This is a genomic window from Streptomyces xiaopingdaonensis (assembly GCF_000262345.1).
Classification (GTDB): Bacteria; Actinomycetota; Actinomycetes; order Streptomycetales; family Streptomycetaceae; genus Streptomyces; species Streptomyces xiaopingdaonensis.
The window spans coordinates 12,542-38,514 of record NZ_AJTQ01000048.1 but is presented as its reverse complement, the minus strand read 5'-3'; the positions used below and the strand labels follow the sequence as shown (position 1 = coordinate 38,514).

24 protein-coding genes are annotated in these 25,973 nt (G+C 72.5%); 9 read left to right on the top strand and 15 right to left on the bottom strand.

What is annotated here, in order from left to right; genetic code table 11:
* Window positions 1–10: 10 nt before the first annotated feature.
* Entirely contained in the window at window positions 11–940 is a 930-nt protein-coding gene (locus tag UWG_RS0103495) for a formylglycine-generating enzyme family protein (RefSeq protein ID WP_016905819.1), read from the bottom strand.
* Complete coding sequence (locus UWG_RS0103490; RefSeq protein ID WP_033195948.1) at window positions 937–2,451, bottom strand: sulfatase family protein; 1,515 nt, start codon at window positions 2,449–2,451, stop codon at window positions 937–939. Before UWG_RS0103490 ends, UWG_RS0103495 begins: the two co-directional genes overlap by 4 nt.
* A 343-nt stretch (window positions 2,452–2,794) precedes the next feature.
* On the opposite strand from UWG_RS0103490, the gene UWG_RS0103485 reads away from it, so the two are divergent.
* From UWG_RS0103485 to UWG_RS0103470, 4 genes are all read left to right on the top strand, one after another.
* Entirely contained in the window at window positions 2,795–4,003 is a 1,209-nt protein-coding gene (locus UWG_RS0103485; protein ID WP_016905817.1) for an ROK family transcriptional regulator, read from the top strand.
* Window positions 4,004–4,019: 16 nt separating this feature from the next.
* Window positions 4,020–4,835, top strand: coding sequence for an ABC transporter permease (locus tag UWG_RS0103480; RefSeq protein WP_016905816.1), 816 nt, complete (start codon window positions 4,020–4,022; stop codon window positions 4,833–4,835).
* Window positions 4,832–5,611 carry an ABC transporter ATP-binding protein gene (locus tag UWG_RS0103475; RefSeq protein WP_016905815.1) on the top strand — a complete coding sequence of 260 codons (780 nt, stop codon included), beginning with the start codon at window positions 4,832–4,834 and terminating at the stop codon, window positions 5,609–5,611. Before UWG_RS0103480 ends, UWG_RS0103475 begins: the two co-directional genes overlap by 4 nt.
* A gap of 61 nt (window positions 5,612–5,672) precedes the next feature.
* The gene (locus UWG_RS0103470) at window positions 5,673–6,656 is read left to right on the top strand and encodes an aliphatic sulfonate ABC transporter substrate-binding protein (RefSeq protein WP_016905814.1); all 984 of its coding nucleotides are present in this window, start codon (window positions 5,673–5,675) and stop codon (window positions 6,654–6,656) included.
* Window positions 6,657–6,689: 33 nt separating this feature from the next.
* Here UWG_RS0103470 and UWG_RS0103465 read toward each other — a convergent pair whose 3' ends face one another.
* A complete protein-coding gene (locus UWG_RS0103465) occupies window positions 6,690–7,505 on the bottom strand; it encodes an AraC family transcriptional regulator (RefSeq protein WP_016905813.1) in 816 nt (271 codons plus the stop codon).
* Between the two features lie 84 nt (window positions 7,506–7,589).
* Here UWG_RS0103465 and UWG_RS0103460 point away from each other — a divergent pair, with 84 nt between their 5' ends.
* The gene (locus UWG_RS0103460) at window positions 7,590–8,399 is read left to right on the top strand and encodes a sulfite exporter TauE/SafE family protein (protein WP_029391130.1); all 810 of its coding nucleotides are present in this window, start codon (window positions 7,590–7,592) and stop codon (window positions 8,397–8,399) included.
* 70 nt (window positions 8,400–8,469) lie between these two features.
* Here the strand turns inward: UWG_RS0103460 and UWG_RS32925 are convergent, their stop codons facing one another.
* Together UWG_RS32925 and amcB are read right to left on the bottom strand one after the other, a co-directional pair.
* Window positions 8,470–8,622 carry a hypothetical protein gene (locus UWG_RS32925; protein ID WP_016905811.1) on the bottom strand — a complete coding sequence of 51 codons (153 nt, stop codon included), beginning with the start codon at window positions 8,620–8,622 and terminating at the stop codon, window positions 8,470–8,472.
* Window positions 8,622–9,773 carry a cyclophane-forming radical SAM peptide maturase AmcB gene (amcB, locus tag UWG_RS0103450; protein ID WP_016905810.1) on the bottom strand — a complete coding sequence of 384 codons (1,152 nt, stop codon included), beginning with the start codon at window positions 9,771–9,773 and terminating at the stop codon, window positions 8,622–8,624. The genes UWG_RS32925 and amcB overlap by 1 nt, the downstream gene beginning before the upstream one ends.
* 530 nt (window positions 9,774–10,303) lie before the next feature.
* On the opposite strand from amcB, the gene UWG_RS0103445 reads away from it, so the two are divergent.
* Window positions 10,304–12,499 carry an ATP-binding protein gene (locus UWG_RS0103445; RefSeq protein ID WP_016905809.1) on the top strand — a complete coding sequence of 732 codons (2,196 nt, stop codon included), beginning with the start codon at window positions 10,304–10,306 and terminating at the stop codon, window positions 12,497–12,499.
* A gap of 221 nt (window positions 12,500–12,720) precedes the next feature.
* Here UWG_RS0103445 and lhgO read toward each other — a convergent pair whose 3' ends face one another.
* From lhgO to UWG_RS0103430, 3 genes are all read right to left on the bottom strand, one after another.
* On the bottom strand, window positions 12,721–13,920 hold the full coding sequence (gene lhgO / locus UWG_RS0103440; protein WP_016905808.1) for an L-2-hydroxyglutarate oxidase: 1,200 nt from the start codon (window positions 13,918–13,920) through the stop codon (window positions 12,721–12,723).
* Between the two features lie 794 nt (window positions 13,921–14,714).
* Complete coding sequence (locus UWG_RS0103435; RefSeq protein WP_016905807.1) at window positions 14,715–15,020, bottom strand: winged helix-turn-helix domain-containing protein; 306 nt, start codon at window positions 15,018–15,020, stop codon at window positions 14,715–14,717.
* Complete coding sequence (locus tag UWG_RS0103430; RefSeq protein ID WP_157838528.1) at window positions 15,007–15,531, bottom strand: hypothetical protein; 525 nt, start codon at window positions 15,529–15,531, stop codon at window positions 15,007–15,009. Before UWG_RS0103430 ends, UWG_RS0103435 begins: the two co-directional genes overlap by 14 nt.
* Before the next feature lie 512 nt (window positions 15,532–16,043).
* On the opposite strand from UWG_RS0103430, the gene UWG_RS0103425 reads away from it, so the two are divergent.
* Both UWG_RS0103425 and UWG_RS0103420 read left to right on the top strand, forming a co-directional pair.
* On the top strand, window positions 16,044–17,066 hold the full coding sequence (locus UWG_RS0103425) for an LLM class flavin-dependent oxidoreductase (RefSeq protein WP_016905805.1): 1,023 nt from the start codon (window positions 16,044–16,046) through the stop codon (window positions 17,064–17,066).
* 92 nt (window positions 17,067–17,158) lie between these two features.
* Complete coding sequence (locus UWG_RS0103420; protein ID WP_016905804.1) at window positions 17,159–17,569, top strand: PaaI family thioesterase; 411 nt, start codon at window positions 17,159–17,161, stop codon at window positions 17,567–17,569.
* 55 nt (window positions 17,570–17,624) lie between these two features.
* On the opposite strand, the gene UWG_RS0103415 is transcribed toward UWG_RS0103420, so the two are convergent.
* Window positions 17,625–18,461 (bottom strand): NmrA family NAD(P)-binding protein, encoded by an 837-nt coding sequence (locus UWG_RS0103415; protein ID WP_016905803.1) that lies wholly within the window; start codon window positions 18,459–18,461, stop codon window positions 17,625–17,627.
* A 233-nt stretch (window positions 18,462–18,694) separates the two neighbouring features.
* On the opposite strand from UWG_RS0103415, the gene UWG_RS0103405 reads away from it, so the two are divergent.
* On the top strand, window positions 18,695–19,300 hold the full coding sequence (locus UWG_RS0103405) for a TetR/AcrR family transcriptional regulator (protein WP_029391128.1): 606 nt from the start codon (window positions 18,695–18,697) through the stop codon (window positions 19,298–19,300).
* A 109-nt stretch (window positions 19,301–19,409) separates the two neighbouring features.
* Here the strand turns inward: UWG_RS0103405 and UWG_RS0103400 are convergent, their stop codons facing one another.
* The 6 genes from UWG_RS0103400 to UWG_RS0103375 all read right to left on the bottom strand — a co-directional run bounded on the left by UWG_RS0103400 (window position 19,410) and on the right by UWG_RS0103375 (window position 25,853).
* Window positions 19,410–19,988 carry a TetR/AcrR family transcriptional regulator gene (locus UWG_RS0103400; RefSeq protein ID WP_016905800.1) on the bottom strand — a complete coding sequence of 193 codons (579 nt, stop codon included), beginning with the start codon at window positions 19,986–19,988 and terminating at the stop codon, window positions 19,410–19,412.
* 188 nt (window positions 19,989–20,176) lie between these two features.
* Window positions 20,177–21,466: an alpha/beta fold hydrolase gene (locus UWG_RS0103395; RefSeq protein WP_016905799.1), complete on the bottom strand. Its 1,290-nt coding sequence runs from the start codon at window positions 21,464–21,466 to the stop codon at window positions 20,177–20,179.
* Window positions 21,467–21,569: 103 nt separating this feature from the next.
* A complete protein-coding gene (locus tag UWG_RS0103390; RefSeq protein WP_016905798.1) occupies window positions 21,570–22,634 on the bottom strand; it encodes a 2,5-dihydroxypyridine 5,6-dioxygenase NicX family protein in 1,065 nt (354 codons plus the stop codon).
* Window positions 22,635–22,716: 82 nt separating this feature from the next.
* A complete protein-coding gene (locus UWG_RS0103385) occupies window positions 22,717–24,270 on the bottom strand; it encodes an OPT/YSL family transporter (RefSeq protein WP_016905797.1) in 1,554 nt (517 codons plus the stop codon).
* Between the two features lie 207 nt (window positions 24,271–24,477).
* Window positions 24,478–25,245 (bottom strand): IclR family transcriptional regulator, encoded by a 768-nt coding sequence (locus tag UWG_RS0103380; protein ID WP_016905796.1) that lies wholly within the window; start codon window positions 25,243–25,245, stop codon window positions 24,478–24,480.
* A gap of 206 nt (window positions 25,246–25,451) precedes the next feature.
* The gene (locus UWG_RS0103375) at window positions 25,452–25,853 is read right to left on the bottom strand and encodes an ATP-binding protein (RefSeq protein WP_016905795.1); all 402 of its coding nucleotides are present in this window, start codon (window positions 25,851–25,853) and stop codon (window positions 25,452–25,454) included.
* Window positions 25,854–25,973: the final 120 nt, after the last annotated feature.

The window sequence follows — 25,973 nt, the reverse complement described above, 5'->3', positions numbered from 1 at the left end:
TGCGGCGGGCTCAACTCCCGGTCGCCGGCGCGCGGACGACGCGGAAGCCGAGGTTCCCCGCGGTGCTGTCCGGGGTGTTGGCGGTGCGCGCGGCGACGCGGTAGCGGTTGCAGTACGACGCGTGGCACAGGTACGAGCCGCCGCGCGTCGCCCGCAGGCTCGGCTCCCCCGGGCGCCAGGTGTCGGCCGTCCACTCCCAGACGTTCCCCGAGACGTTGTACAGCCCGAAGCCGTTGGGCTCGAAGGCGTCCACGGGGGCGGTGCCGGTGTACCCGTCCTCCGCGGTGTTCTTGGCGGGAAAGGTGCCCTGCCAGATGTTGCACCGGTGCACGCCGCCGGGGAGGAGCTCGTCGCCCCACGCGTAGCGGGCCTGGTCGAGGCCGCCGCGCGCCGCGTACTCCCACTCCTCCTCGGACGGCAGGCGCCCGCCGTCCCAGGCGCTGAAGGCGCACGCGTCCCTCCAGCCGACGTGGACGACCGGGTGGTGCCAGCGCCCCTCCAACCCGCTGCCGGGCCCCTCGGGCACGTCCCACCGCGCACCTTCCACGCCGCACCACCACGGGGTGGCGTCCGGCCTCGGCGACACCTTGCGCAGCCGCGCGGGGAGGAACTTCGCGAAGACGTAGCTCCAGCCGAAGAGTTCGGCCTCCGTGCGGTGGCCCGTCGCCTCGACGAAGGCGGCGAACCGTGCGTTGGTCACCGCGTACGCGTCGACGGCGAAGGGAGCCACCTCGACCTCGCGCACCGGCCCTTCGCCGTCGCCGGGGTTGGCGTCGCGGTCCTCGCTCCCCATCCGGAAGGTACCGCCGGGCAGGTCGACCCTGGCCCGGTACGCCGCGTCCGCACCCTCCGGCGGGACGGAGGGCGCCGACGCGGGAGCGGCGGCCTTCGCCTCGGCCGCCGTGCGGGAGGGGGAGCAGCAGGAGCCGGACGCGCTCACGGCCGCCCCTCCCCCGCAGCCGGTGACGACGCGTCCGCGGTCCCGGTCTCGAAGGCCGAGAGCGTGGTGTCGTAGTCGGTCTCCACATCGTACATGGGCGTCATCCAGTGGTAGAAGTTGTCGCCGCGGTCACGCAGCAGGTCGTAGAGCGTACGCGTCAACTCGGTGCGTATCTCGCGCAGTTCCGGGTGCTCGTAGCGGTTGTGCAGTTCGTCGGGGTCGGTGTGCAGGTCGTAGAGCTCGTTGCGGGACTCCGGGTTGACGACGAGCTTGTAGCGGCGGGTGCGGAGCATCCGCTGGGGGTACGGGAAGTGGTGGCCGTGGAACTCGGCGACGTGGTGCGGGGCCCACTCGGGATGCTCGCCGGCGGCGAGCGGCAGCAGGCTGCGGCTGTCGACCGCCGGCGCGGTGTCGCTCCCGGCGAGGTCGAGGATGGTGGCGGTGCAGTCGGTGAGGGAGACGAACTCGTCCCGCACCTGGCCGCGCGGGCAGCCCGGCACCTTGAGCAGTCCCGGTATCCGGTAGATGTCCTCGTACATCGCCGGGCCCTTGTCGTGCAGGCGGTGCGCGCCGGTGAACTCGCCGTGGTCGGCGGTGAAGAAGACGGCGGTGCGCTCCTCGAGGCCGAGTGCGCGGACGGCGTCGAGGATGCGTCCGATCTGCTCGTCGATGAGGGTGACGTAGCCCCAGTAGACGGCGATCAGCTTGCGGCTCTCCTCCAGCGGCATGGTGTCGAACGCCCACAGCTTGCTGTAGTTGCTCTGCACGGGCGGCTTCGCCGCGAAGGTCTCGCTCACCGACGCCGGCAGCTCGACCAGTCCGGGGTCGTACATGTCGTAGTACGCGTCCGGGAGGATATAGGGCAGGTGCGGGCCGAAGAAGTGCGTGGCGAGGAAGAACGGGTGCTCCTCGGTGCCGTTCTCGGCGTCCTGGTCCGCCCAGCGGTGGAGCGTCTCGATGGTGCGGGTGGCGAGGTAGTACTCGAAGGTCGCCTCGACCGGCTGGTCCAGCCGGGCGGCGAGGAGGTTCCCCGGGCTGCCGTTCGGGGTGGTACCGCGTACCGGCTCGGTGATCCGGTACGGCGGGAGGCCGGCCTCGCGCAGGTAGGCGAGGTAGTCGGGGTGGTCGACGGGGTTGTGCCAGCCCGCGAGGTCGGGGCCCTCGAAGCCGTAGTCGGCCGCGGTGCGCCGCACTCCGCCGTGCCACTTGCCGAGCAGTCCCAACCGGTAGCCCTCGGCGCCCAGTTGCTCGGCGAAGGTGAACTGGTCGTCGGCGAGGTCCTCCAGGTAGCCCACGTTCCGCTCGTAGTTGGCGAGCAGCTTGTGGCGGAAGGGCGCGGAGCCGGTGAGGAGGCTGGCGCGGGCCGGGGTGCAGATGGCGGTGGGCGTGTAGCAGTTGTCGAACCGCGTCCCCTCCGCCGCGAGGCGGTCGAGGTGGGGGGTGCTCACGTGGGGGTTGCCGTAGGCACCGAGGGTGTCGATCCGGTGCTGGTCGGTCATGAGGAAGAGCATGTTGGGGCGCACGGTGACCCTTTCGGTTCGGTCAGCCTGGGGTCAGCGGGGCGACCGGGGCAGGCGGCGTCGCGGGAGTCGGCGCTCCGTGCAGCGCACCCGCCGGAGCGTCCGTCGGCACCGCCGCAAGGTGGGTGATCTTGTCCGGTGCCTGCGAGGAATGCTCTGACCCGCGGAAGATTTATGTCAATAGTGCGAACATAAATCGAAGCCGCCGTAACCTCCTCGTCCCGCGAGGAGAGCCGCCAGGAGGCGCAACTCCCGCCCGGAAGGGAGCTCTTCGCGTCACCGGGCGTCGGAAATCTTTGTTCCGACTCATTGACGAAAAAAGCCGGCGCTCTCCATGCTGTGCGGCATGCAGGCACACGACGGTCCGCTGACGCGGCTGCGCAAGAGCCACGAGCAGTCGGTCCTCGACCTCCTCCGCAAGCACGGCCCGCTCAGCCGGGCCGAGTTGGGCGCGCACAGCGGCCTGTCCCGCACGACCCTCTACGACATAGTCGCCGGCCTCGTGGAGGGCGGCACCGTGGTCGCCTCCACCCCACCGGCCGAAGTCCGCAGGCGCGGGCGGCCCGTGGAGAAGCTCAGCCTCAACCCGCAAGCGGGAGAGGCGATCGGGATCGACTTCGCCCGGCGCGCCGTCCACGTCTCGGCGGTCAACGTCGCCCACGAGATGCTCGGTTCGGCGAGCGAGGCGCACCCGCCCGACCTCACCTGGACCCAGCGCACCGACATCGCGCAACGACTCCTCGGCTCCCTCGGCGGCCCCGCACGGGGAAGCCGGGGCGGCCCGCTCCGGCTCGGCTCGCTCAGCGCGATCGGGGTCGGCATCGTCGGACCGATCGCCGAGGGCGCCCGCGCTCCGGGCCCGGAGCCGCTGGCCGCCCTGCTGCGCGAGCGGTTCGGGGTTCCGGTGCTGGTCGACAACAACACCAGGCTCGCCGCCCTCGCCGAGGCCGTGTGGGGTGCGGCCTGCGACGGAGGGGACGTCGTCTACCTCCGGCTCTCGCACGGCGTGGGCGGCGGCCTGGTCGTCGGCGGTTCGCTGCACAGGGGAACCGACGGCATGTCGGGGGAGTTCGGGCACATCACCGTCGACGCCCGGGGTGCGCCCTGCGAGTGCGGCGGCACCGGCTGCCTGGAGACCGTCGCCTCGCTCGACGCCGTCCTCGCCCGGTACCGCTCGGCCGGAGGCAGCGCGCCCGACGTCCCCGCCTTCCTCGACGCGGCCGCAGCGGGCGACCGCACAGCCCGCTCGGTGCTGGAGCGGGTCGGCAGGGACGTCGGGCGGGTACTCGCCGCCGTCTGCAACGCGATCGGGCCGGGCGTCCTCGTCGTCGGCGGCGAACTCGCCCAAGCCGGGCCCGCGTTGGTCGAACCCGTCGAACGCGCCCTGCACGCCCACGTGATGCCGAGGGTCAGGGACCGGGTGCACGTACGGCTCGCCACCCTCGGCGAGGCCGGCAGCGCACTCGGCGGGATCGCCCTCGTCCTCCACGAATCCCCCCTTCTCTCCCGCTATCCGCCGCCCGTCGCCCAGGAGCACGCGTGAAACCAGTGAGGCACCCATGGCCGTGACCGTCCCTCCCGAGAAGACCGCGGTGGACCGTCCTCCGCGGCGCACCGCCCGCCGCTCGCGGCGGCGGCCGCTTCTCCTCAACGTCCTCGCGCTCGTCGCCGGCGTCCTCGTCTGGGCGCTCGTGGCCGCCCTCGGCCTCATCGAGAACCTGCCGACGCCGCTCGCCGTGTCGCGCAAGGCGGGCGAGATGGTCGCCGACGGGACCCTGGCCGCGGACACGCTCGCCAGCCTGCGCAGGGTCTTCCTCGGCTACGCACTCGGTGTCGTCGTCGCCGTGCCCGTGGGGTTCCTCATGGGCTGGTACCCGTCGGTGCGCGCCGTCGTGGAGCCGTACATCCAGTTCTTCCGCACCATTCCGCCGCTGGCGCTCATCCCGCTGACGGTGGTGCTGCTGGGGATCGGCGAGGTGCCGAAGATCGCGGTGATCTACCTCGCCTCGTTCATGGCCTGCGTCGTCTCCTCGTTCCAGGGCGTCGTCGACGTGGACCGCACGCTCATCAACGCGGCGCGGGTCCTCGGTGCCTCGGACCGGGTCATCTTCACCAAGGTGGTCATACCGGCCTCGACGCCGTTCATCCTCGTCGGTATGCGGATCGGGCTCGGAGCCTCCTGGGCGACCGTGGTCGCGGCCGAACTCATCGGCGCGCAGGAAGGGTTGGGCTACCAGATGCAGAAGGCGTCCACCTGGTTCGAGATGGACACCATCTTCGTTTCCCTGATCACCATCGGCGTGCTCGGCCTCCTCATGGACCGGCTGCTGCTGCTCGCCGAACGACGGCTCACCGGCTGGCAGGAGCGGCGATGAACAGCAAGATCAGCTTTCGGGACGTGGTGAAGACCTTCCCGCTCAAGGGGACCGAGTTCACCGCCCTGGACGGGGTGTCCCTGGACATCGCGGACCAGGAGTTCGTCACCGTCGTCGGGCCGTCGGGGTGCGGGAAGAGCACCCTGATGAGCATGGCCGCCGGCCTCCAGGAGCCCACCGGCGGGCGGGTGTTGGTCGACGGCGCCGAGGTGGAGGGGCCGGGTCCCGACCGCGGGGTGATCTTCCAGCAGTACGCGCTCTTCCCCTGGCTCACCGTGCGCCAGAACGTCGAGTTCGGCCTCAAGCTCGCCTCCGTCCCGGCCGAGGAACGCCGCCGCCGGACCGACCTGGCGATCGGCCTCGTCGGCCTGGAAGAGTTCGCGGACGCGCTGCCCAAGACGCTCTCCGGCGGCATGAAGCAGCGGTGCGCGATCGCCCGCGCCTACGCGGTCGACCCGCAGGTCCTGCTCATGGACGAGCCGTTCGGTGCGCTCGACGCGCTCACCCGGGTCCAGTTGCAGGATCAGCTGCTGGCGACGTGGAGCCGCGAGAAGCGCACCGTCCTCTTCATCACGCACGACGTCGACGAGGCGGTCTACCTGGCGAGCCGCGTGGTGGTGATGGCCGCGCGGCCCGGGCGCATCCACCGCGTCGTCGGCGTCGACCTGCCCTACCCCCGCACCGAGGAGATCCGCCTCTCCGCCGAGTTCCGGCAGATCCGCAACACCGTGTGGACCTCCGTCTACCACCAGGAGCAGGCCGCTCCCGCCGTATAGCGCCGCACGGCGAACCGGCAGCCCGTACCCGCGACTCACTCTCCCCGATAGGACCACCGCCATGCCCGGAAGCAGGACACGCCGCACCCTCACGGCGCTCTTCTCCGTCACCGTCTTCAGCCTCGGCCTCAACGCCTGCTCGGGGAGCGCCGGTCAGGACGACGACACGGTCAACTTCGGCTACATAGGCGACTACAACGGCGCCAGCCTGCTCGCCATCGCACAGGAGCAGGGGCTGTGGAAGAAGCAGGGCCTCACGGCGAAGGCGAAGGTGTTCAACAACGGCCCCGTGCAGGTCCAGGCGCTCGGCTCGGGCGACCTCGACTACGGCTACATAGGGCCGGGCGCCATGTGGCTCCCGGCCTCGGGGAAGGCGAAGGTCGTCTCCGTGAACACCTTCACCTTCGCGGACCGCGTCATCGGACAGCCCGGCATCGAGACGATGAAGGACCTCAAGGGCAAGCGGGTCGGCGTGCCCGAGGGCACCTCGGGCGACATGATCCTCAACATGGCGCTGGAGAAGGCGGGGATGACGACGAAGGACATCAAGAAGGTCGCCATGGACCCGTCCACAGTCGTCTCCTCCTTCACCTCGGGAAAGATCGACGGCGCCGGCATCTTCTACCCCTCCATCGACACCATCAAGGAGAAGGTCCCGGGGATGGAGGAGGTGGCCAGCACCAAGGACACCGGCGACCGCTTCCCCACGGCGTTCGTCGCAGGGACCAAGGTGCCGGAGGAGAAGAACCGCAAGGTGGTCAAGGTGCTCCAGCAGGCCAACGACTGGCGCAAGAAGCACCCGGAGGAGTCCGTCGCCCTCAGCGCGAAGATGCTCAACGTCAGCAAGGCGCAGGCGAAGGCGGACGCCTCGCACGTGGAGACGCTCTCCACCGACGACCTCGCCGCGAAGACGAAGAGCGGCGAGATGGACCGCTGGCTGAAGAAGCTCGGCGACTTCTTCGTCCGCAACCAGCAGCTAGACGAGAACCCCGATCCGTCGGACTACTACACGAGCGACCTCTACCGGGAGGTGCACTCGGGCTAGCCACCCGTCGCGTCGAACCGGGCTCCGCGCACGTCACTCGGGTGCCGTCCTCCCCTCCGGAGGGCGGCACCCGCGCGCGTACGGGCTGTGGCGGCCGGCGAAACGGGAAGGAGGGGCGCCGAAGGCGCGGGTGAAGGCCGCGGTGAAGGCGGCGGGCGAGGCGTACCCGAGTCGGACCGCGACCTCGGTCACGGTGGCGGTGCGCAGGAGCGGGACGGCCGCGAGGAGCCGGGCACGGGCGCGCCACGCCGCAGGGCTGTGCCCCGTCTCGGCCCGGAAGCGCCGGGTGAAGGCGCGTTCGCTCATCGCCGTCGCGGCCGCCCAAGTGGCGTTGCTCGTACGGGTGTCGGGGCCGGAGAGGTAGCTGCGGCAGAGAGCGGCGAGCTCCTCGGAGGGCGGCATGTGCAGGTGGTACGGGAGCGGGGTGCGGGCGGCGATCTCGTGCAGCAGGAGCGCGGCGATGTGGCCCTCGCGCCCGCTGAGCCCGTAGTCGGGGGCGAAGTCGACCGCGGCGAGGAGGAGTTCGCGCAGCAGCGGCGGGACGTCGACGACGGTGCAGGTGGCGGGCCACCAGGGGACGGCGTCGGGTTCGATGTAGAGGCTGCGGGTGCTCACCTCCAGCATGTGGACACGGTGCCGGGTGCCGGCCGGAATGAGGACGGCGCGCTCGGGCGGGACCGTCCAGGTGCCGTCCGCGGTGTCGACGACCATGACGCCGGTGGCGCCGTGGAGGAACTGCGCGCGGCGGTGGTGGTGCCAGTCGAGCAGGTGGCCGGGCGGGTAGTCGGTGCCGATGGGGAGGACGGCCCGGTCGAGGTGGTCGACTTCGGCGAGGGGGACGTTCTTCACCGGACCACGGTAGCGGCCGGAACGCGAAGGAAACGTGCCGACCTTCGCATGCGCGCCACCCGCGGACCTGGTGGGGTTGGGCGGGTGGACGTTGTGGCGTTGGTCGGGATCGGGCTCCTCACGGGGGCGACGACGGTGTTGTTCGGGTTCGGTGGCGGGTTCGTCGCCGTGCCCGTCGTGGTGTGGGCGGACGCCGCCCTCGGCGACGACGCGATGCGGGTGGCGACGGCGACCTCGGCCGTGGTGATGGTCGTCAACGCGGGGTTCGCGACGGCCGTCACGCCGCGGCGGATACTCGTGGCGCTGCGGGGCAGCGGCCCGCTGCTGGCGCTGCTGGTGCTGGGCGCCTCGGTGGGCGCGTGCGCGGCGCGTGTGGCGCCGCCGGACCTCGCCCGGTGGGCGTTCGTCGGATACGTCGGCCTCACGGTCGGAGACCTGCTGACGCGTCCCGGCTTCCTCCGCCCGCGGCCGGAAGCCGCGGCCGAGCGGGGGGCGCGGCCGCTGCCCGCGGCGCTCGGTGCGCCGGTCGGTGCGGTCGCGTCGTTCCTCGGGGTGGGCGGGAGCGTCCTGACGGTGCCCACGATGCGGCGGGCCGGGCATCCGATGGGGGTGGCGACAGCGTTGGCCAACCCGCTGACGGTGGCGATCGCCCTGCCCGCCGCGGCGGTCTTCCTCGCGGCCGAGGCCGCCGTCCCGCTCCGTGGGAGCGCCACGGGCGAGATGCCCCTGGTGGGGCTGGTGGACCCGGTCGCGGCGGGGGCGCTGCTGCTCGGCGCGTTGCCGGTGATCGCGGTGGTGCGGCGCCGCCCGCCCCGCATACCGGACCGCGTCCATGCCTGGACCTACATCGGGCTGCTGGTGGTCGTGGCCTTGGCGATGGTGCCGCTCGGCTAGGCGAGCCCCGAACGTCCCGGCCGCGCACCGTCGCCGAACCGCCCGGTGACGACGCGCAGTTCGACCCCGGTCAGTCGCTGTCGCTCCAGCTGTTCCAGTTGGAGAACGGCGGGGAGCTGTCGGCCTCGGACGCCGGCTGCTCCCCGAGTGGGGACTCCGCGGCGTCGAGGAGCTCCGCCAAGGCTTCGGAGCGCGAGGAGACGAGCTCCTGGAAGATACCCATCAGGTCCTCTCTGTCGTGGCCGCGGCGAACTGGTGGAGGGCGCGCACGGGGGCTTGACGCGTGGCCCTGCAGAAGGCCGTCTCGGTGGCGAGGAGCGTCCCGTGCTCGGAGTAGCGGTTGCTCGTCTGGCCGCCCCGGCAGGCGGCGTAGAACTCGCAGGTGTGCGCGCAGGAGCGGAGACTCCGCGCGAACTCGTCCACGTACGCGGCCTCGTGGGCTCGCGCCACCATCGCGGTGAGCGGCTCGGTGAGCACGTTGCCGAGGACGAAGTCGTCGTACTCGGGTGCGCGCGTCCCGGAGAACTCCGGGGAGAGCAGGACGGTTTCGCCGTTCCAGGCGACCGTGGGCACCGGATCGCAGAGCGGGGAAGCGGGTTCCTCCCGGTGGTCCCGCGCCGCACGCAGGGAGGAGAGCAGGCGCTCCACCTCGCGTACGCGGAGCGGGGAGCCGGCCGAGCGCCGCTCGATCAACGCCCGCCAGAAGGCGACGGCGGCCTCCTCGTCGACCACGGGGCGCCCGGTGTTCGCGCCCTCTCGCTCCTCGATGTTGAAGCCGACGCGGACCGTCCCCAACTCCTCGAAGAACGCGGCCAACTCGTGCGGCCGCCCCACGGTCTCCGGGGTGACCACCGCGATCGTGGTGAAGGGGACGCCGCACTCGCGGAGTGTCCGGACGCCTCGCATGATGCGGTCGTGGACGCTCCTCCCCGAACGGTCGTGGCGTCCCGCGTTCGCCCACTCGGGGCCGTCCACGCTCACCCCGACCGAGAAGCCGAAGCGCTCGAAGAGGGCGCACCATTCGGGCGTGATCAGGCCGGCGTTGGTCTGCACGCAGTGCTGAACACGCCCCTCGCTGCGGAGGGTTTCGAATGGCGAGAGCAGCCGCTCGAACCCGGAAAGGGGAAGCGACAGCGGTTCGCCCCCGTGCCACACGACCCTGACCGGCCACCGGGAGCCCTGGGCGCGGATGCTCGCCGCGACGGCCTCCGCCACGTGCGGGGACATCTCCCGGCGCTGTTCCCTGTCGGCGAGATAGCAGTAGTCGCAGTCCCAGGGGCAGAGCGTGGTCGGCTGGAGGACCGCCATGTGGAAACGGCGGCTGAGAAAGCTGTCGTACCGCGCCGCTGCATCGGCGCCGAGCTCCTCGCTCACAGGCACTCCCTGCGTCCGCATCGCGCCTCCGTCCGCCCCGGACGTCGCAGCCGGCACACGAGCCCGGACACCGCGCGGCTCGCTCGGGAACGCCCCCTCGCCGCGTCCGCGCCGCCCGGAGAGAGCCTTCCGCCTGCGCAGCCGTATCCGTCGCAGAGCACACTACCCAACCCCGGGTATACACACGCCTGTACGACAGGGAAGCGCCGCGGCACCAACCATTTCCCCGTCGGGTAACGAGCGGTACGCTGCGCTCTTCGGGCCGATGTCGCAACACCTGCGTTTCGCGGAGGTGTCCACGGTCCTCCGGTCGGATTACCGGCACTCGGGAGGAGGCGGCCGTCAACGCCCCACGGGAGGAAGAAGGTTCCGCGGACGGGAGCACCCGCTCCGCTCTCTCGGGTACGGTCGGAAACGCGGTGCAGGCACGGGACGTCAGCGGCGGTGTCCACTTCCACCAGAACTCTTCCGCGCCTTCCCCGCCTCCGCCGCGTCAACTTCCCGGTGGCACGCGGAATTTCGTCAACCGGGTGGCGGAATTCAACCGTCTCGACGAACTGCTCGAAGAAGAAGAGAGCGATTCCGCCTCCTCCTCCACCGTCGTCGTCACCGGAACCGCCGGAGTGGGAAAGACGTCCTTCGCGCTGCGTTGGGCACGGCGGATCGAGGACCAGTTCCCCGACGGCCGCCTCTACACCAACCTGCGCGGCTACGACCCGGGGGCACCGCGCCAGCCCGAGGAGGTCCTCCCCGAGTTCCTCACCGCGCTGGGCGTCCCGTCGCTCCCCGGCGACGTCGAGGTCGCCGCCGCCCTTTACCGCTCCTGCCTCGCCGACCGCCGCGTCCTCGTCGTCCTCGACAACGCCGCCACGGCGCAGCAGGTCCGCCCGCTGCTCCCGGCAGGGCCGGGGTGCCTCACCCTCGTCACCAGCCGCAGATCCCTCCCGAGCCTGGCGGTGCACGACGGCGCCTTCGAGCTCCGCCTCGACCTCCTCGCGGACACCGAGGCGATCGCCCTCCTCCGCACCGTCATCGGCCCCTCCCGTACGGCCGACGAGGCGAAGCTCGCCGAACTCGCCTCGCTCTGCGCCCGGTTGCCCCTCGCTCTGCGCATCGCGGCAGAGCGCGCCGCCGGCAACCCGCACCTCGACCTCGACGACCTCATAGCCGACCTGCGCGACGAGTCCTCGCGCTGGTCCGCGCTGAGCACGGGCGACGACGAGGAGGCCGGCGCCGTACGCGCCGTCTTCGCCTGGTCCTACCAGGCCCTCCCGGCTCCGGCGGCCCGCCTCTTCCGCCTCCTCGGCCTGCACCCGGGGCCCGACTTCAGCGCCCACGCCGCGTCGGCGCTCGCCTCCGCCACGCTCCACGAGACCCGTCGGCTCCTCGACACCCTCGTCGGCGCCCACCTGGTCACGCAGAAGGCCGACCGCTACGAACTCCACGACCTGCTGCGCGCCTACGCGGCCGACCAGGTCCGCACGGACGAGCCGGAAGAGGAGCGCGAGGCGGCCCTGCGGCGCATCCTGACGTGGTACCTGCAAGCGTGCGACGAGGCCCAGGTGCGCATCGGCGCGAGCGCGGCCCGCTCCCCGCTCGTCCCGTCCGCGGAGGCAGCGGCCCTGCCGTCCTTCGACGACTACGACAGGGCGCGGACGTGGTCCGAGACCGAGCACACCAACCTCCTCGCCGCCACCCGCGCCGCGGCGGCCGAGGGCTTCGACACCCTCGCCTGGCAACTGCCCCTCACGCACCTGGCCGTCTGGAAGCACTCGGCCCCCATGACCGACTGGATCGAGACCGGACTACTCGGCCTCACCGCCGCCCGCCGTCTCGGTGACGGTTCCGCGGAGGCGAGGACGCTGCGCTGCCTCGGCGACGCGCACACGCACGTCCACCTGCTGTCGGAAGGCGAGGCGTACACGGCCGAGGCGCTCGCCCTCTACCGGCGGTCCGGCGACCGCATGGGCGAGGCGAACTCGCTGGAGGCCCTCGGCCTCGTCCGCCTGCGCAAGCGGGAGCTGCCCGCAGCCCTGGCCGCGCTCGAACGGGCCCGCGAAGTGATCGAGGAGCTCGGCGAGGAGCGGTGGCTGGCGCACACGCTCACCCTCCTCACCACCGTCCGCCGCGAGGTCGGCGACCTCGCGGGGGCCTCGGCGGCCGGCGAGCAAGCCCTCGCGACCTGCCGGGAGTTCGGCGACCGGCGGGGCGAGGGCGCGGCCCTGCGCGCCCTCAGCGACGTGCACCGCGAGAGCGGCCGGTACGCGGAGGCGTTGGAGGCCGCCCGGGAGTCGGTGGAGATCGCCGTCGCGATGCGGCACTGGATGTCCGAGGGCTTCCGGCTGCTGACGCTCGGCGCGGCCCAGCGCGTCAACGGCATGCCGGAGGCCGCCCTCGAGTCCTTCCACCGCGCGGCCGGCCTCTACGGCCGGCTCGGTGATCGCGGCCACGAGGCGGAGGCGTGGCACGGCACGGGCGAGACCTACCGGCTCCTCGACCGCGCCGAGGACGCCGCGGACTTCCACCGCCGCGCTGCCGCCGCCTTCGCGGACCTCGACGACCGCTGGCACCGGGCGGTCGCCCTCGACGGCCTCGCCTCCGCACTCCGCGCCACGGACCCCGACCAGGCGGCCCGCCACTGGCGCACGGCGCTGGACCTGCTCGCCGAGTACGACGACGTCCCGGCGACGGCCCTCCGCGACGGCATCCGGGGGCGCCTCGGCTGACGCCGCGCCGGCGCGGCGGCCTCCGGGGCGCGTCAGGTGTGTCGGCGGTCTTGTGGTGACGCGCGAACAGTGGGACGAACGCCCGGAGTCGAGGTGCCGGGTCACTCTGCGGTCGGTCATCGGATCGGACGCGGGTGACGGCGGTGCGTCGTACACGCCGGCTCGGACGGCCCCCGGGGCGCGAGCCGTTGTCGTGCAGGAGCCCTGTAGGCCGAGGGAGTTCAGCCGTCGAAGACGGTGTCGACGACGTGTTCGGCGATGGCCAGCGAGGAGGTCGCAGCCGGGGAGGGCGCGTTGCGGACGGCGGTGACCGCGCCTGACCTGTGGATGGCGAAGTCGTCCACGAGCGCCCCGTCGCGGCCGAGCGCCTGGGCGCGTACGCCCGCGCCGCCGCGTGCCACGTCCGCAGCGCGGATTCCCGGGACGTAGCGCTCGGCCGCCTTCATGTACGCCCTGACCGAGAGCGACCCGCGCAGCTCGGTGATCCCCCTGCGCCAGTGCGCCCTCGCCAGGCGCCAGGTGCCGGGGAAGCGGGCGATCCGCCGCAGCTCGCGCAGGTCGACGTCGGAGAGCCGGTAGCCCTCGCGCGAGAAGGCGAGGACGGCGTTGGGGCCGACCTCCACCGTGCCGTCGACACGGCGTGTGAAGTGCACGCCGAGGAAGGGGTACCGGGGGTCGGGCACCGGGTAGACGAGGCCGCGCACCATGTGCGTCTTGGCTGCGCTCACCGTCATGTACTCGCCGCGGAAGGGGACGATCCGCGGCTCCTCGCCGCCGCCGGCGAGCCGGGCGACCTCGTCGCTCCGGAGGCCGGCGCAGAGCACGAGGCGGTCGGCGCGCACGGTCCCGCTCCGCGACGAGACCTCGACGCCTCCGCCCCGCGGCCGGCCGATGCCGGTGACGGCGAAGCCGAGCCGCACCTCGCCGCCCGCGTTCGTGATGTCCTGCGCGAACGCGCGCGCGACGGCCGTGTAGTCGGTGATCGCGGTGCGGGGCGAGTGGAGCGCCGCCGCGCCCATGACGTGGGGTTCGATCTCCCGCATCGCGGACGGCGAGAGCCGGCGCACGCCGGGCACCCCGTTCTCCAGCGCGTTGCGGTGCAGCCGCTCCATGCGCGGCACCTCCTCGCCGCACACCGCGACGACGAGCTTCCCGCACTCGTCGTACGGCAGCCGGCGCTCCTCGCAGTACTCGCGGAGCAGCCCCCTCCCCCTGGTGCACAGGCGCGCCTTGAGACTCCCGGGCGCGTAGTAGATCCCGGCGTGCACCACACCGGAGTTGTGCCCCGTCTGGTGGACGGCGAGCCGCTGCTCCTTCTCCAGCATCACCACGCGGGTCCCGGGACGACGCAGCGCGATCTCGCGCCCCGTGGCCAGCCCCACGATCCCCGCACCGACGACGGCGACCGTCTCGTCAGCCATTTCCCACACTCCTCCCGGTCTTCGTACTGCCCCCGGTCCCGGTGCACCCGTCGGACGGAAACGCCACTGCGGCTGGTGCGGCAGGCCGTGCAGCACTCCTCGATCCGTACAGACCTCCAAGCGCACGACATCGACGTCGCCGCCCGCAACTACGCAGTACCCGAGGCCGGTTCACCACCCCGGCGCCGGCTGCCTTGGAGCGAATGACTCCTCTGAGTCGCCGCTACCTGGCGGCATACCGGCCTTCAGCCCTCTCACCTCCCTTACCCAGGCGATCACCGACAGCTCGGTACTCGCCGACGACCGCGTCTGGCTCCTCGACGCCACCCGCTGGGTGCAGAAAAGGCACGAAACCCATCACGCTGCCTCTTCGGAGTACGTACTCCTCCACGGGGACGCCTACCCCGGCAACCTCATGCGGGACGGCCGCACCCCTTCTGGGGGACTGGGACGAAGTCGCCCGCGGCCCACGCTTCGTCGATCCCGCCCGACGATCCAGGGGAGACGCTTCGGACGCCCGGAGAGCGACATTGCCGCGTTCATCGACACGTACGGAAGCGCCCCGCAGGCATCCCCAGGGTTCGCGACGATGATCCGAGCGCGGGACTTGCACACGCTCGGCACATTCGTCCGACGCACCGAAACCGGCAGCCGAACTCCGCCCGCATCGGCACCCCCTCACATCCGGCGCCTCCGGGGACGGGCTCCGGACGCCCGCGGTACAGGAGGGCGACGAGCGCGGCCCGCCCGACCGGGATCGGGGCGCGACGAGCGGGCGGCGTCGGGGACCCGGCTCAGGGGCTTCTTCCCTCGGATTCCTCGACGATCCGCCGCAGCGCCGTGACGTGGCTGTTGAGGGCCGCCCGGCCGGCTCCGCTGAGGTTGAGCCAGGTGCGGGGACGCTTGCCCACGTACCCCTTCTCCACCTCGACGTAACCGCGGGCCTCCAACGTGCTGACCTGCTTGGAGAGGGCGGAGGCCGACAGCCCCACCGAGTCGCGCACCCACGCGAACTCGGCCCACTTCACCCCGACGAGCAGGGAAGTGATCGAGAGCCGTGTCGGGTCGAGCAGGACGGGGTCCAAGTCAGCGGGGTCCATCGACGGCTCCGGCCTCGCCACGCCGGCCACGCATGGTCAGCGCGGCCAGGTACCTGTGCCAGGCCGGCCCGAAGACGATCAAGGCGCCGCCGAGCAGCGCCCCCAGCACGACCCCGGCGTAGGGAAACAGCCGGTATCCCTGCACCAGCGCCACGACGGCGGCGACTGCGAGGACGGCGATCAACCCCAGCCGGACGAAGTACGCGGACCCCGGGGAGGCGAGTCCCACTTTGCGCACCAGGGTGGGCCGGCCCAGCGCAGAAGACCCGCGCCTGGTCCGACGCATTATCTCGTACACCGCGAGCAGGCCCAACATCGCGAAGTTGATCCAGGGTCGCACCCACTCGCCGAAGACGTCGGGCGCCGCCAGCAACACGAAGACCACGACACCGGCGACTACGGAGACCCAGCGGGACTCGATCGGCATCGACGCACGGGCCTGGCTACGACGCCGGTCGACGTCGCGCAGCGCACGGGCCGCCTCGGCACTCGGGTCCGAACGATCAGACATGGCCACCTCCGCCAACAAGTTGCTCATCCACACTACTTTCCTGGTAGGAAAGTAGTTGCTCGTAGCCACATATTCAACCGATGGGACAGTAACGTCCGCGCTCGACCTGGCGCGCTGCCGCGTCCGACGCACCTTGTCGTGCGACGACGGGGCGGGGAGAGCCTGCGGACCGCCGGAGCCGGCACGCCGTGCGGCATCCCGCGGCCCCGCACCGCTCGGAGCCGTCGATCCCCCGCAACCCCGACGCTGCCGCCCGACTCGCCCGGAAGCACGCGCGGTCCCTGCCGTGTCGCCGGCAACTCCCTTACAACGCCGCCTAGTTCACGCCACCGCCGCAAGGACAGGCCGGCACGGCCGGTCGCGAGCGGACCGGACCGGCGCTGCCTGCCGGTGCATCACCCGACTCCACCGCCCGGCCCCGCACACGAGCACGCAGCGGTCGCGTTCCGTCACGATCCGCAGCGCACCCGCTCTCCGCGGAATGAACCGGGCCGGGAAGCGTTGAACCCGGTATGAAGAAGATCGGGTTTCTGTCCTTCGGACACTGGACGCCCTCACCCCACTCCCGGACGCGCTCGGCCGCTGACTCCCTGCTCCAGGCGATCGACCTCGCGGTCGCCGCCGAGGAGCTCGGGGCCGACGGCGCCTACTTCCGCGTCCACCACTTCGCCCGGCAGCACTCGTCGCCGTTCCCTCTGCTCGCCGCGATCGGTGCCCGCACCGAGCGGATCGAGATCGGCACCGGCGTCATCGACATGCGCTACGAGAATCCGCTGTACATGGCGGAGGACGCGGGCGCCGCCGACCTGATCTCCGGCGGCCGCCTCCAGCTCGGCATCAGCCGTGGCGCACCCGAGCAAGTCGTCGACGGCTGGCGGTACTTCGGCTACCGGCCTCCCGAGGGCGGGACCGACGCCGACATGGCACGCTCCCGCACCGGGATGCTCCTCGACGTGCTCGGGGGCGAGGGTTTCGCGGAACCGGCTCCGAACCCGATGTTCTCCAACCCGCCAGGACTGCTGCGCGTCGAGCCGTACTCCGAAGGGTTGCGCGACCGGATCTGGTGGGGCGCCGGCTCCGACAAAACCGCGGCCTGGGCCGCCGAGCTCGGCATGAACCTCCAGAGCTCGACACTGAAGGACGACGAGAGCGGCGAACCCTTCCACGTCCAGCAGCGCAAGCAGATCGACGCCTACCGGGAGGCGTGGCGGACAGCGGGCCACGAGCGGAGGCCCAGAGTGTCGGTGAGCCGCAGCGTCTTCCCTCTCGTCGACGACCGCGACCGCGCCTACTTCGGGCGCGAGCGCGGCTCCGCGGACCACGTCGGCCACATCGACGCCGAGACACGGAGCATCTTCGGGCGCTCCTACGCCGCCGAGCCCGACGTGCTCGTCGAACAGCTCGCCGGGGACGAGGCGGTCGCGGCCGCCGACACCCTGCTCCTCACGGTGCCCAACCAACTCGGCGTGGAGTACAACGCGCACGTGCTGGAAGCCGTCCTCACGCATGTCGCACCGGGGCTCGGCTGGCGCTGAGCGGTGGAGCGCCCGGCACGACGGGTCCCCCCCCCACGGAGCGGCCGCCGCCAGGATGGCGGCCACCGCAGCCGACGACCACGGAGCGCCCCGTGCCGGAACAGGCCCCTGCCGACCTGCTCGCCCGGCCCTTCGCCGTCCGCCTCGGCGTAGAGCTCCACACGGCGACGCCCGAGGAGACCACCGCGACCCCGGAGTGGGCCCCCGACCTGTGCACCGTCGGCGGCGTGCTGCACGGCGGTGCGCTGATGTCGCTCGGGGACGCGGCCGGCGCCGTCTGCGCCTTCCTCAACACGCCGCCCGGCGCCGGGACTTCGACGGTCGAGTCGAAGACGAACTTCCTCCGCGCCGTGCGCGCCGGCTCCGTACGGACGGTGTCGCGACCGCTGCACACCGGGTCGACGCCGGTCGTCGTCGAGACCGGACCCTCCGACGACGAGGGCCGCCTCGTCGGACGGATGACGCAGCGCCAGTTGGTGCCGCCCGCCCGCCCACCCGGGTGAACGAGCCGGCAGGCACGCGGAGTCGGCCCCGGCGGGCGCCAACGGCCGTGCACCGTCAGGCGGTTCGGAGCGCGTCCTCCAGGTGGGCCCGCAAGGTACGCGGCGGCCGACCGGTGACGCGCAGCACGGTGTCGGTGACGCGGTCCTCGGCACCGCCGGCTATGGCGCGGTCCAGACCGGCCAGCAGCGCGGCGAACTCGGGCGGTACCTGTTCGGTGAGGCGCGCGGACAACTCCTCGTACGAGACCCGGCGGTGGACGACGCTCCGTCCGGCGACCTCCGCGAAGAGCGCGGCGACGTCGTCGTAACTCAGCGTCTCCGGACCCGTGAGGACGAGATCGGTGCCGGGTGCCTCCGTGTCGGTCAGGGCGCGGACCGCGACGGCCGCGATGTCCTCGGCGTCGACGAAGCCCACCCGGCCGTCCCCGGTCGCGCTCAGGACGACGCCCTTCTCGCGGATGCTCCGCGCGTGCGCATGGTCGCCCGTGAAGTTCTGCATGAACCAGCAGGGTCGCAACACCGCCCATTCCGGGAAGAGTTCGGGAAGGGCGCGGTGGACGGCACCCACCGCAGGTCCGCCCTCGGGGATCGCCGACGAGCTGAGCAGCACCGCTCTGCGCACCCCCGCGTCCCGCGCCCGGTCGAGGAACGGAAGCATGACCGCCGCGGGGTCGGTCTCGCCCAGTGGTGGCAGGAGGTAGACGCGGTCGGCTCCTTCGAGGGCTGCGGCGTGAGTGGTCGGGTCGTACCAGTCGAAGGCCACCGACTCGGCGGCCCGGACCGCGGTGCCCCGGCGACTGGCGGCCTTCACGCGGTGCCCGGCGGCCGCCAACCGAGCGGCGGTACGGCCGCCGGTCGTGCCCGTGGCACCGATGACGAGGACGGCGTTCACCGGCCGGCCACGGGGAAGCCGGCGCCGAGGAGAGGGGCCCCGTGGCGAGGCGAGGACCCGTTCCCGATGCGGTCGGGAATGTTCCGGTCGAGCTGAAGTCGCAGGCCGCGGCGGTGGATGTCAGCCGCGGAGGCGGGTGCGGACATGGGTGGCCTCCGTCTCGTAGAATGCGGACCTTGAGTCCGCTTCGATGATACGGACCCAGGGTCCGCTTCGCAATGGAGGCCCACGCCGTGCCCGAACGCAAGCCACGCAAGGACGCCGCCCGCAACCGGGAGGCCGTCCTCGCAGCCGCGGACACCCTCTTCGCGCGCTGCGAGAGCCCCGATGAGGTGACGATGGCCGATGTCGCAGCAGCGGCCGGGGTGGGCAAGGGCACGCTCTTCCGTGCCTTCGGCGATCGGACCGGACTGCTCCTGGCCCTGTACGCGGAGCGCCTCGAACCGACGCGGGAGGCCGTCGAGTCGGGGCCGCCGCCCCTGGGGCCCGACACCCCGCCGCTCCAGCGGGTTCCCGCGCTCCTCGACGCCGCGCTGTGCTTCAAGTTCGACAACCGCCACCTGGCACTGGCCTTGGAGGAGACCGGGAGCACCAGCCCCTACCAGGCAGGGCATTACGCGCACTGGCACGACCTGCTCAGGAACGCGCTGGCGCAGCTCCCCTGCGTGCCCGACGGCGACTTCGCCGCCCACGCGCTGCTCGCCGCCGTCCGGGCCGACCTCGTCGAGCACCTGGCGGGGCAGGGGATGCCGCGCGAGGTGTTGCGGGCCCGGCTGGCCGACTTCGCCGCGAGGGTGGTGGGTTCGGCTCCCGAGCAGGGCACCTCAGGCGGCGGGTGAACGGCTCGGGGCAGCCGTCGGCCCCTCTCCCGGCGGGCCGCCGGCGCCGGGCCGCCGGCTCCCGGCGCAGGGTTCGGAGGCCCCGCACCCGCACCAACGCCGCCCGGAATCACCGCGATCGGCGTAGCCCCTCGACGAGGACTCCGACCACGCGGCGCGCGTCGTACCGGGAGTCGTCCTCCGCGCCGACGCACAGGTTCCCGATGCCGCGCAGGAGTTCGTAGGCTTCCAGGTCGGCTCGGACCTCGCCGGCGGCGGCCGCGGCGTCGAGGAGTCGGGCGCACACGGGGACGAGCCGGTCGAGGAAGTAGGCGTGCAGCGCCTCGAACCCGGGGTTGTCCGAGTGGAGGACAGCGGCGAGGCCGTGCTTGGTGACGAGGAAGTCGACGAAGAGGTCGGTCCACTCAGCGAGCGCCGCGTACGGGGTGGAGCTCTTCGCCAGCAGTGCCGGGCCCGCCTCCGCGCACGCCTCGACCTGGTGCCGGTAGACGGCGATGATGAGGTCGGAGCGCGTCGGGAAGTGGCGGTAGATCGTGCCCACTCCGACGCCCGCCTCGGTGGCGATGTCGCGTACGGGCGCGTCCACCCCCGAGGCGACGAAGACCGCGGCGGCCGCGTCGAGGAGGGCCTCCTCGTTTCGCAGGGCGTCCGCACGACGGCGACGCGCGCCCGTACCGCTGCCGTTCACCGCGACGCTCCTCCTCTGCCGCCTGCCGACGGAACGAAGTTCCGATTGCTCATGATGCCAGAGCCGGTGACCGCCGAGGCAGGCCGCACGACAGCGGGGCTCCGCCCGTACGGCAGCCCCCTCGGGACGCCCTGCGCCTGAGGAACGCGCAGGGCGTCCGACGTCGGCTGCCCACGGACGGCCGCCCGTCACACCTCCCGGCGTGCCATGGCCAGCAGCCGGTCGAGGACGGCCGAATCCGCGCGCACGCCGTCGTGGGCATAGGAGTTGGTGATCCAGGGGCGCAGGCCGCGGACCCGCTCCGCGGTCTCGAGGGCCTGCTCGCGGTCGACGAACATGTCGTCGTGGTAGACGGCGGCGACGACGGGTACCTCGTTCGCCGCGAGCCGGTCCGGGTCGTAGAGGGCCGGCCAGTCGGTGCGGTGCGCGAGCTGCTCGGCGGCGTCGCGCAGGGGCACGAGGGCCGGGTCCTCCTCGAACTGCCAGGGGTAGATCATCTCGCCGGTGAAGCGGAGCGGGCCTCCGCTCCCGCCGTCGAACTCGGGGAACTCCTCGCGGACCCGGTGCGCCGCCCAGGCCGTGGCACGGCCGCCCTGGGCGTAGATCGGCTCGTGGAGCACGGCGTAGAGCGGACGCGGAGCGAACGAGAGAGTGGCGTCGAGGCCGCGGAGGAACGGGTCGGAGAGGCAGGGTCCGTTCGGGCCGTCGACGAAGGCCGTCTCCAGCAGGTAGTGGAGGCTGTCGAAGTTGGCGGCGGTACCGAAGGTGATGCCGAGCGTCTGGAAGCGGCGCACGGAGAGCCGCTCGCCCGACGGCATGGAGACCTCGTGCTCGGCGAGGTGGTCGGCGACCGCGTCGGCGAGCTTCTGGTCGTCCGGGTAGCGGGCGAAGTAGCGCTCGTTGTGGGCGAGGGTTCGCCGGTAGGCGGCGCGGTAGACGTCGTCGGCGTGCCCGGTGAGCGTGGGCAACCCGCCTGTTATGAGGGCGAGTTCGAGCCCCTCGGGGGCTTGGCTGAGGTAGGTGAGGGTGCAGAAGCCGCCGAAGCTCTGTCCGAGGACGGTCCAGGGCCGGTCGCCCTGGAGCGCGCGCCGCAGGAGTTCGGCGTCGCGCACGACGGCGTCGGCGCGGAAGTGGGCGAGGTAGTCGGCCGCGTCGTCGCGGCCGGCGAGGGTGGTGCGGTCGGCGGGCGTGGAGCGGCCGGTGCCGCGCTGGTCGAGGAGGACGACGCGGTACTCCTCGAGCGCCCGGCGCAGCCAGGCGCCGGACGCGTTGGGGCGCTCCGCGCGCCCGCCCGGCCCGCCCTGGAGCCACAACAGGCGGGGCAGGTCGCGGTGTTCGTTCCCGGCCGCGACGACCTCGCGCGCGAAGAGGGTGATCCGCGGCCCGTCGGCGCGGTCGTGGTCGAGGGGGACGGCGAGCGTGTGGTCGGTGCAGACGAGTCCGCTGTGGCGGTACGTGCGCTCGGCGGTCGTGGTCATGCGATGCTCCGTGGCGATGTGCGGGACGTGCGCCGGGGCGCGCGCCCCGGCGCCGGGCGGGACGCCCCCGCCCGGCACGGCAGGGGCGCCCTGACGGGCGGGCTCAGTAGCCCTCGACGCCCAGTTCGGCGCAGATCTCGACGAGTTCGGGGTGGACGTAGACGCCGTCCCGCTCGATGCACTCGCCGTCGAGGTGGATCGAGGGGCCGACGACGGAGCCGTCGGTGTGGGCCGCCGCCACCCACGGTTCGCCGCCGATCCAGGCGCCCTTGGTGCCGATGCCGAGCTCGACGCACCCGAAGACCCGCTCGTCCTCGACGATCCGCCCCGTCGGCGCGGGCACCCCGGGGTTGAACCCGAGCGACCAGTGGGCGACGCGGTACATGTTCGGGTCGTCCCAGGACGCCATCCAGTTGCGGAAGACGTCCGCGTCCTGGCCGCCCTCGATGTTCGTGACGACGCCCTTCTCGACGGTGAGCCGGACCGGCGAGCGCAGCAGGCCGAGCTGGTCGGGCGGCCACAGGGCGCCGTCGAAGACGAGCACGCCGTCCTGGGTCTCCTCCAGCGGGTTCCAGGAGATCTGTCCGGAGAGCATCACGGTCTCGCCCGGCTTCTCGGCCGGCTTGCCGCGGAGGTTGATCGGCCGGTCGCCGTTGCGGCCGACGATGTCGGTGCCGTTCGGGGAGGTGATGCGCACCTCGTCGGCCTGCTCCAGGAGCCGCACCAGGGCCTTGCCGAGCTTCATCACGCCCTGGAAGTCGGGGCGTCCGACGGTGGCGACCAGCATGTGGACGTCCATGGCGGTGAGGTTGGTGTAGCGGCAGCCGTTGGCCATGGCAGCGCGGAAGGCGTCGGAGTGCATCAGGTACGAGACGGCGAACTCGATCCACACGTCCGCGTCGGCGATGGCACCGGCGACCGGGCGGGGCGGCTCCATGGAGGAGCTGGGGAGGGTCTCGGACCAGACGACCACCGGGTGCGCGCCGGCAGCGGCTACGGCCTGCGCCGTGGCGTCGACGACGCGTCGGTCGCTGCTCGTGTCGCCGGTGAGCACGACGTGCTCACCGGGCTTGACGAGCATGACCTCCTCGACGAGTTTCCGCGCGGCCAGCGCCAGTTCGAAGCCCAGGTACTCGGGGCGCGGTTCGAGGCGGCTGAACATCTCCATGGGGCGTTCTCTCCTTGTGCGGTGGTGCTGCGATCAGCGGGGCGGCAGCGGGGACGGTGGAGGGCGGGCGCGAGGCACGGGCTCAGCCGGCCTTGACGATCTGCGCCGAGTCGCCGAGCGAGCTGCCGGCGATGAGCCCGGCGCCGACGAGGTTGAGCTCCTCGTCGGCCTGCGCACCGCGCCACCTGCGGTACACGACGCGGACGGCCAGCGCGGCGATGACGAGCCAGCAGGCGTGCGGGGTGGCGACGAGCAGGCCGGTGGCGAGCATGACGCCCATCTGCCGCTTGGTCCCGCCCAGCAGTTGGATCAGCGCTCCGGGGATCGCCCAGAGCAGCAGGTTGGTGAGGACGCCCGGCGAGTCGAGCCCGTGCTTGACGGTGTCGGCGTAGATCGTGGCGACCGGCGGGAGCATGTCCTGCTCGAAGTACGCCTGCCACACCAGCGCGACGACGGCGAGCGCGACGGCGAAGCCGACGAGCGAAGCCTTGAGCTGCTCCCGCCGTCCGGCGCGCTCGTACGCGTCCCACGGGCGGTGGTCCTTCCGCAGCAGCCAGCCGGCCTTGAGGTCGTACCCCATGTCGGCGAAGGCGGGCCCGGTGGCGGAGACGTACCCCACGAGGAGGGCGAGCGGGACCGAGGGGATGCCCATGAGCAGGCCCGCGATCAGGAAGATTAGGGTGACCGCGAAGGCGGGGAACCAGCCGGACTGCATGGCGGCGAGGCCCACGATCAACTCGTGGACGATCGCAGCGAACGCGGCGAAGAGCGCCCATCCGACGAGGGCGGGCAGGCTCATCTCGCCCAGCAGCCCGCCGAGCACCGCCATGACGACCGCACCGGCGGTGAAGAGGCCGTAGCCGCGCATCAGCGTCCGGCGCAGAGTGGTCTCGTCGACGGTGGGCACGGTGGTGGGGTCGGCCGGCGCCGACGGGGCCGGCGTGCTGGTCCGTCGCCGTGCCAGGAGGCGGACGGCCTGCCCGAGGGCGACGACGCCCGCGCCGATCATGACACCGTGCGGTATGAACTCGCCCGTCAGGTCGACGTCGAGAAGGCCGGGCACGTACTCGGCGATGCCCAGGCCGAAGCCGAACATCAGCAGCGCCCACACGTTGCCGAGAAAGGCGACGCCCGCCGCGGAGAGCGGAAGGCTGAAGAGGGTGCCGCCCACCCCCACGAGGGTGCCGGCGCCGAGGACGAGGGCGCGCTTGCCGCCCTTGTCGCCGGCTTTGATCGTCTCGGCCGCCGCGACGCCGGAGGGCCAGGCCGCGTCGGCGGGCAGCAGGCGGGAGCCGAAGGACCGGTAGAGCACCCAGACGTCGATGAGCAGCCCGACGGTCGCGCCGGCCAGCATCGGCCAGACCAGGTCGCTGCGGCCGAAGGCGTACGGGATCGCGATGGAGGTCAGCAGCACGTTCGCGGCGGCGAACGTGGCGGCGGAGATGGCGCTCTGGGCGAGGTTCTGCCGGTGGACCGAGCGCATCCGCCGCAGCCCGGCGAGCGGGATGCGCCCGACGAGCATGGCGACGAGCGCACCGACGACGGAGGTGTTCGCCGAGATGCCGAGCTTGGTGACGAGGTCGACGCCGATCACCGCGCCCACCACCGAGAGGACGGCGAGCAGGACGAACAGCATCGGCTCGCGCACCTTCGGGTGCGCGGTGCCCTCCGCCCCCGATTCCGGCGGGGTCTCCTGGGGAGCGGCGGGATCGGGGCCGGCGGCGGACGGGGAGTGAGGTGACACGGGGCACCCCTTTCGGCAAGGACGGGCCGGAGTACGGCGGTTCGGCCGACGCGTCGCTCGTCGCGCGGCTGTGCTGTGCGGTGTGGAAGGCGGTCCGGGTCAGTCTCCGAAGGCGGCGGTGGCCTCGGCTGCCGCGTCCCTGACCAGTTCTCCGAGGTCTCCGGCGGCGCGCGAGACGCGGTGCGCCGGGCCGATGACGGTCAACGAGGCGGCGACGGTCCCCGCTTGGAAGACCGGGGAGGCGACGGCCGTCACCGCCTCGTCGTACTCCCCGTGGCTGAGGCTGACGCCGTCCTCGCGGACCTGTGCGTAACATTCCATGAGGGCGTCGAAATCGGTGATCGTCTGCTCGTTGAAGCGCTGGAGAGGGCTGGCGCCGAAGAGCTGCCCGAGTTCGGCCTCCGGATAGTGCGCGAAGATCGCGTGACCGGAGGCTCCTGCGTGCCCCGGCATCAGCGCGCCGACGATCGCGGTGTAGCGCACGGGCCCCGCGCCGTCGACGGCGGCGGCGCAGCGGTAGCCGCTGCCGTTGGGGACGTTGAGCACGACGCTCTCGCCGGTCTCCCGCAGCAGCCGCGCGAGGACGGGGCGGACGAGCGAGGGCAGGACGCCGCTGTGCTCGCCGACGCGCGCCAGGCGGGAGACCGAAGGGCCGAGCCGGTAGCGGCGCGTGGTCTCGTCGCACAGCAGGAAGCCGCGGGCGGCGAGGGTCGTGAGCAGGCGCTGGACGACGGCCTTGTCCCAGCCGTGCTCCCTCGCCAGCTCGCTCACGCCCCACTCGGGCCGTACCTCGGTGAAGGAGAGGAGAACGCTCAGCGCCCGATCGACGCTCTGCAGCACGCCTTTCGGCGCTTCGGTCTCGGCCATGCCCCTGCTCCTCGCTGTGCCCGGCACGCGTTCACCGGATGGTGCGCTCAACGCAACGTCGTTGCGCTGAGAGGCGAGAACTATTTGACACGTGGCCTCAGGTGTCAATACCTCCGGGCGAACGAGCTTGGTGCGGCGGCTGCTTCTGTCCGGCCTGGCGGGCCGAGGCGCCGCGCGTGAGCGCAACACTGCGTCCCGACGCGGTATCAGTGCGTGCGCACAACAGCACTCACTTCGGCCCAGACCGTCTTGCCCAGCCCCGCGGGGAGGGCGACCGTCCCCCAGTCGCGGGCGAGAGCGGCGACGAGGAGCAGGCCGCGGCCGTGCTCGCCGTCCGGTGCGGGCACCGGTCGCGGCAGTGCCTCGGAGCGGGTATCGGTGACCTCGATGCGGAGGACACGCTCGGGGGCGGCCGCCTCGGTGAGGCGGAGGTGGAAGCAGCGGCCCGGCACGTGGCCGTGGCGGACGGCGTTCGCGGTCAGCTCGGCGGCGATCGCGGTGAGCGTCTCGTTGACGCGCGAGGTATGGGGATGGCCCCAAGCGTTGAGCCGGTGGGAGACGAGGCGTCGGGCGAGCCGTGCGCCGCGCGGGGTGGAGGTGAAGCGCATGACGAACTCCCCGGCATGGGCGGGGTGTTGCGCGGCGGATTCGGGAGGGCGGTTTGTTCCGTTCACGGGGAGATGGTGGCCGCGCACAGGTAGCGTCGACCAGGAGCGACGGGCGGACCG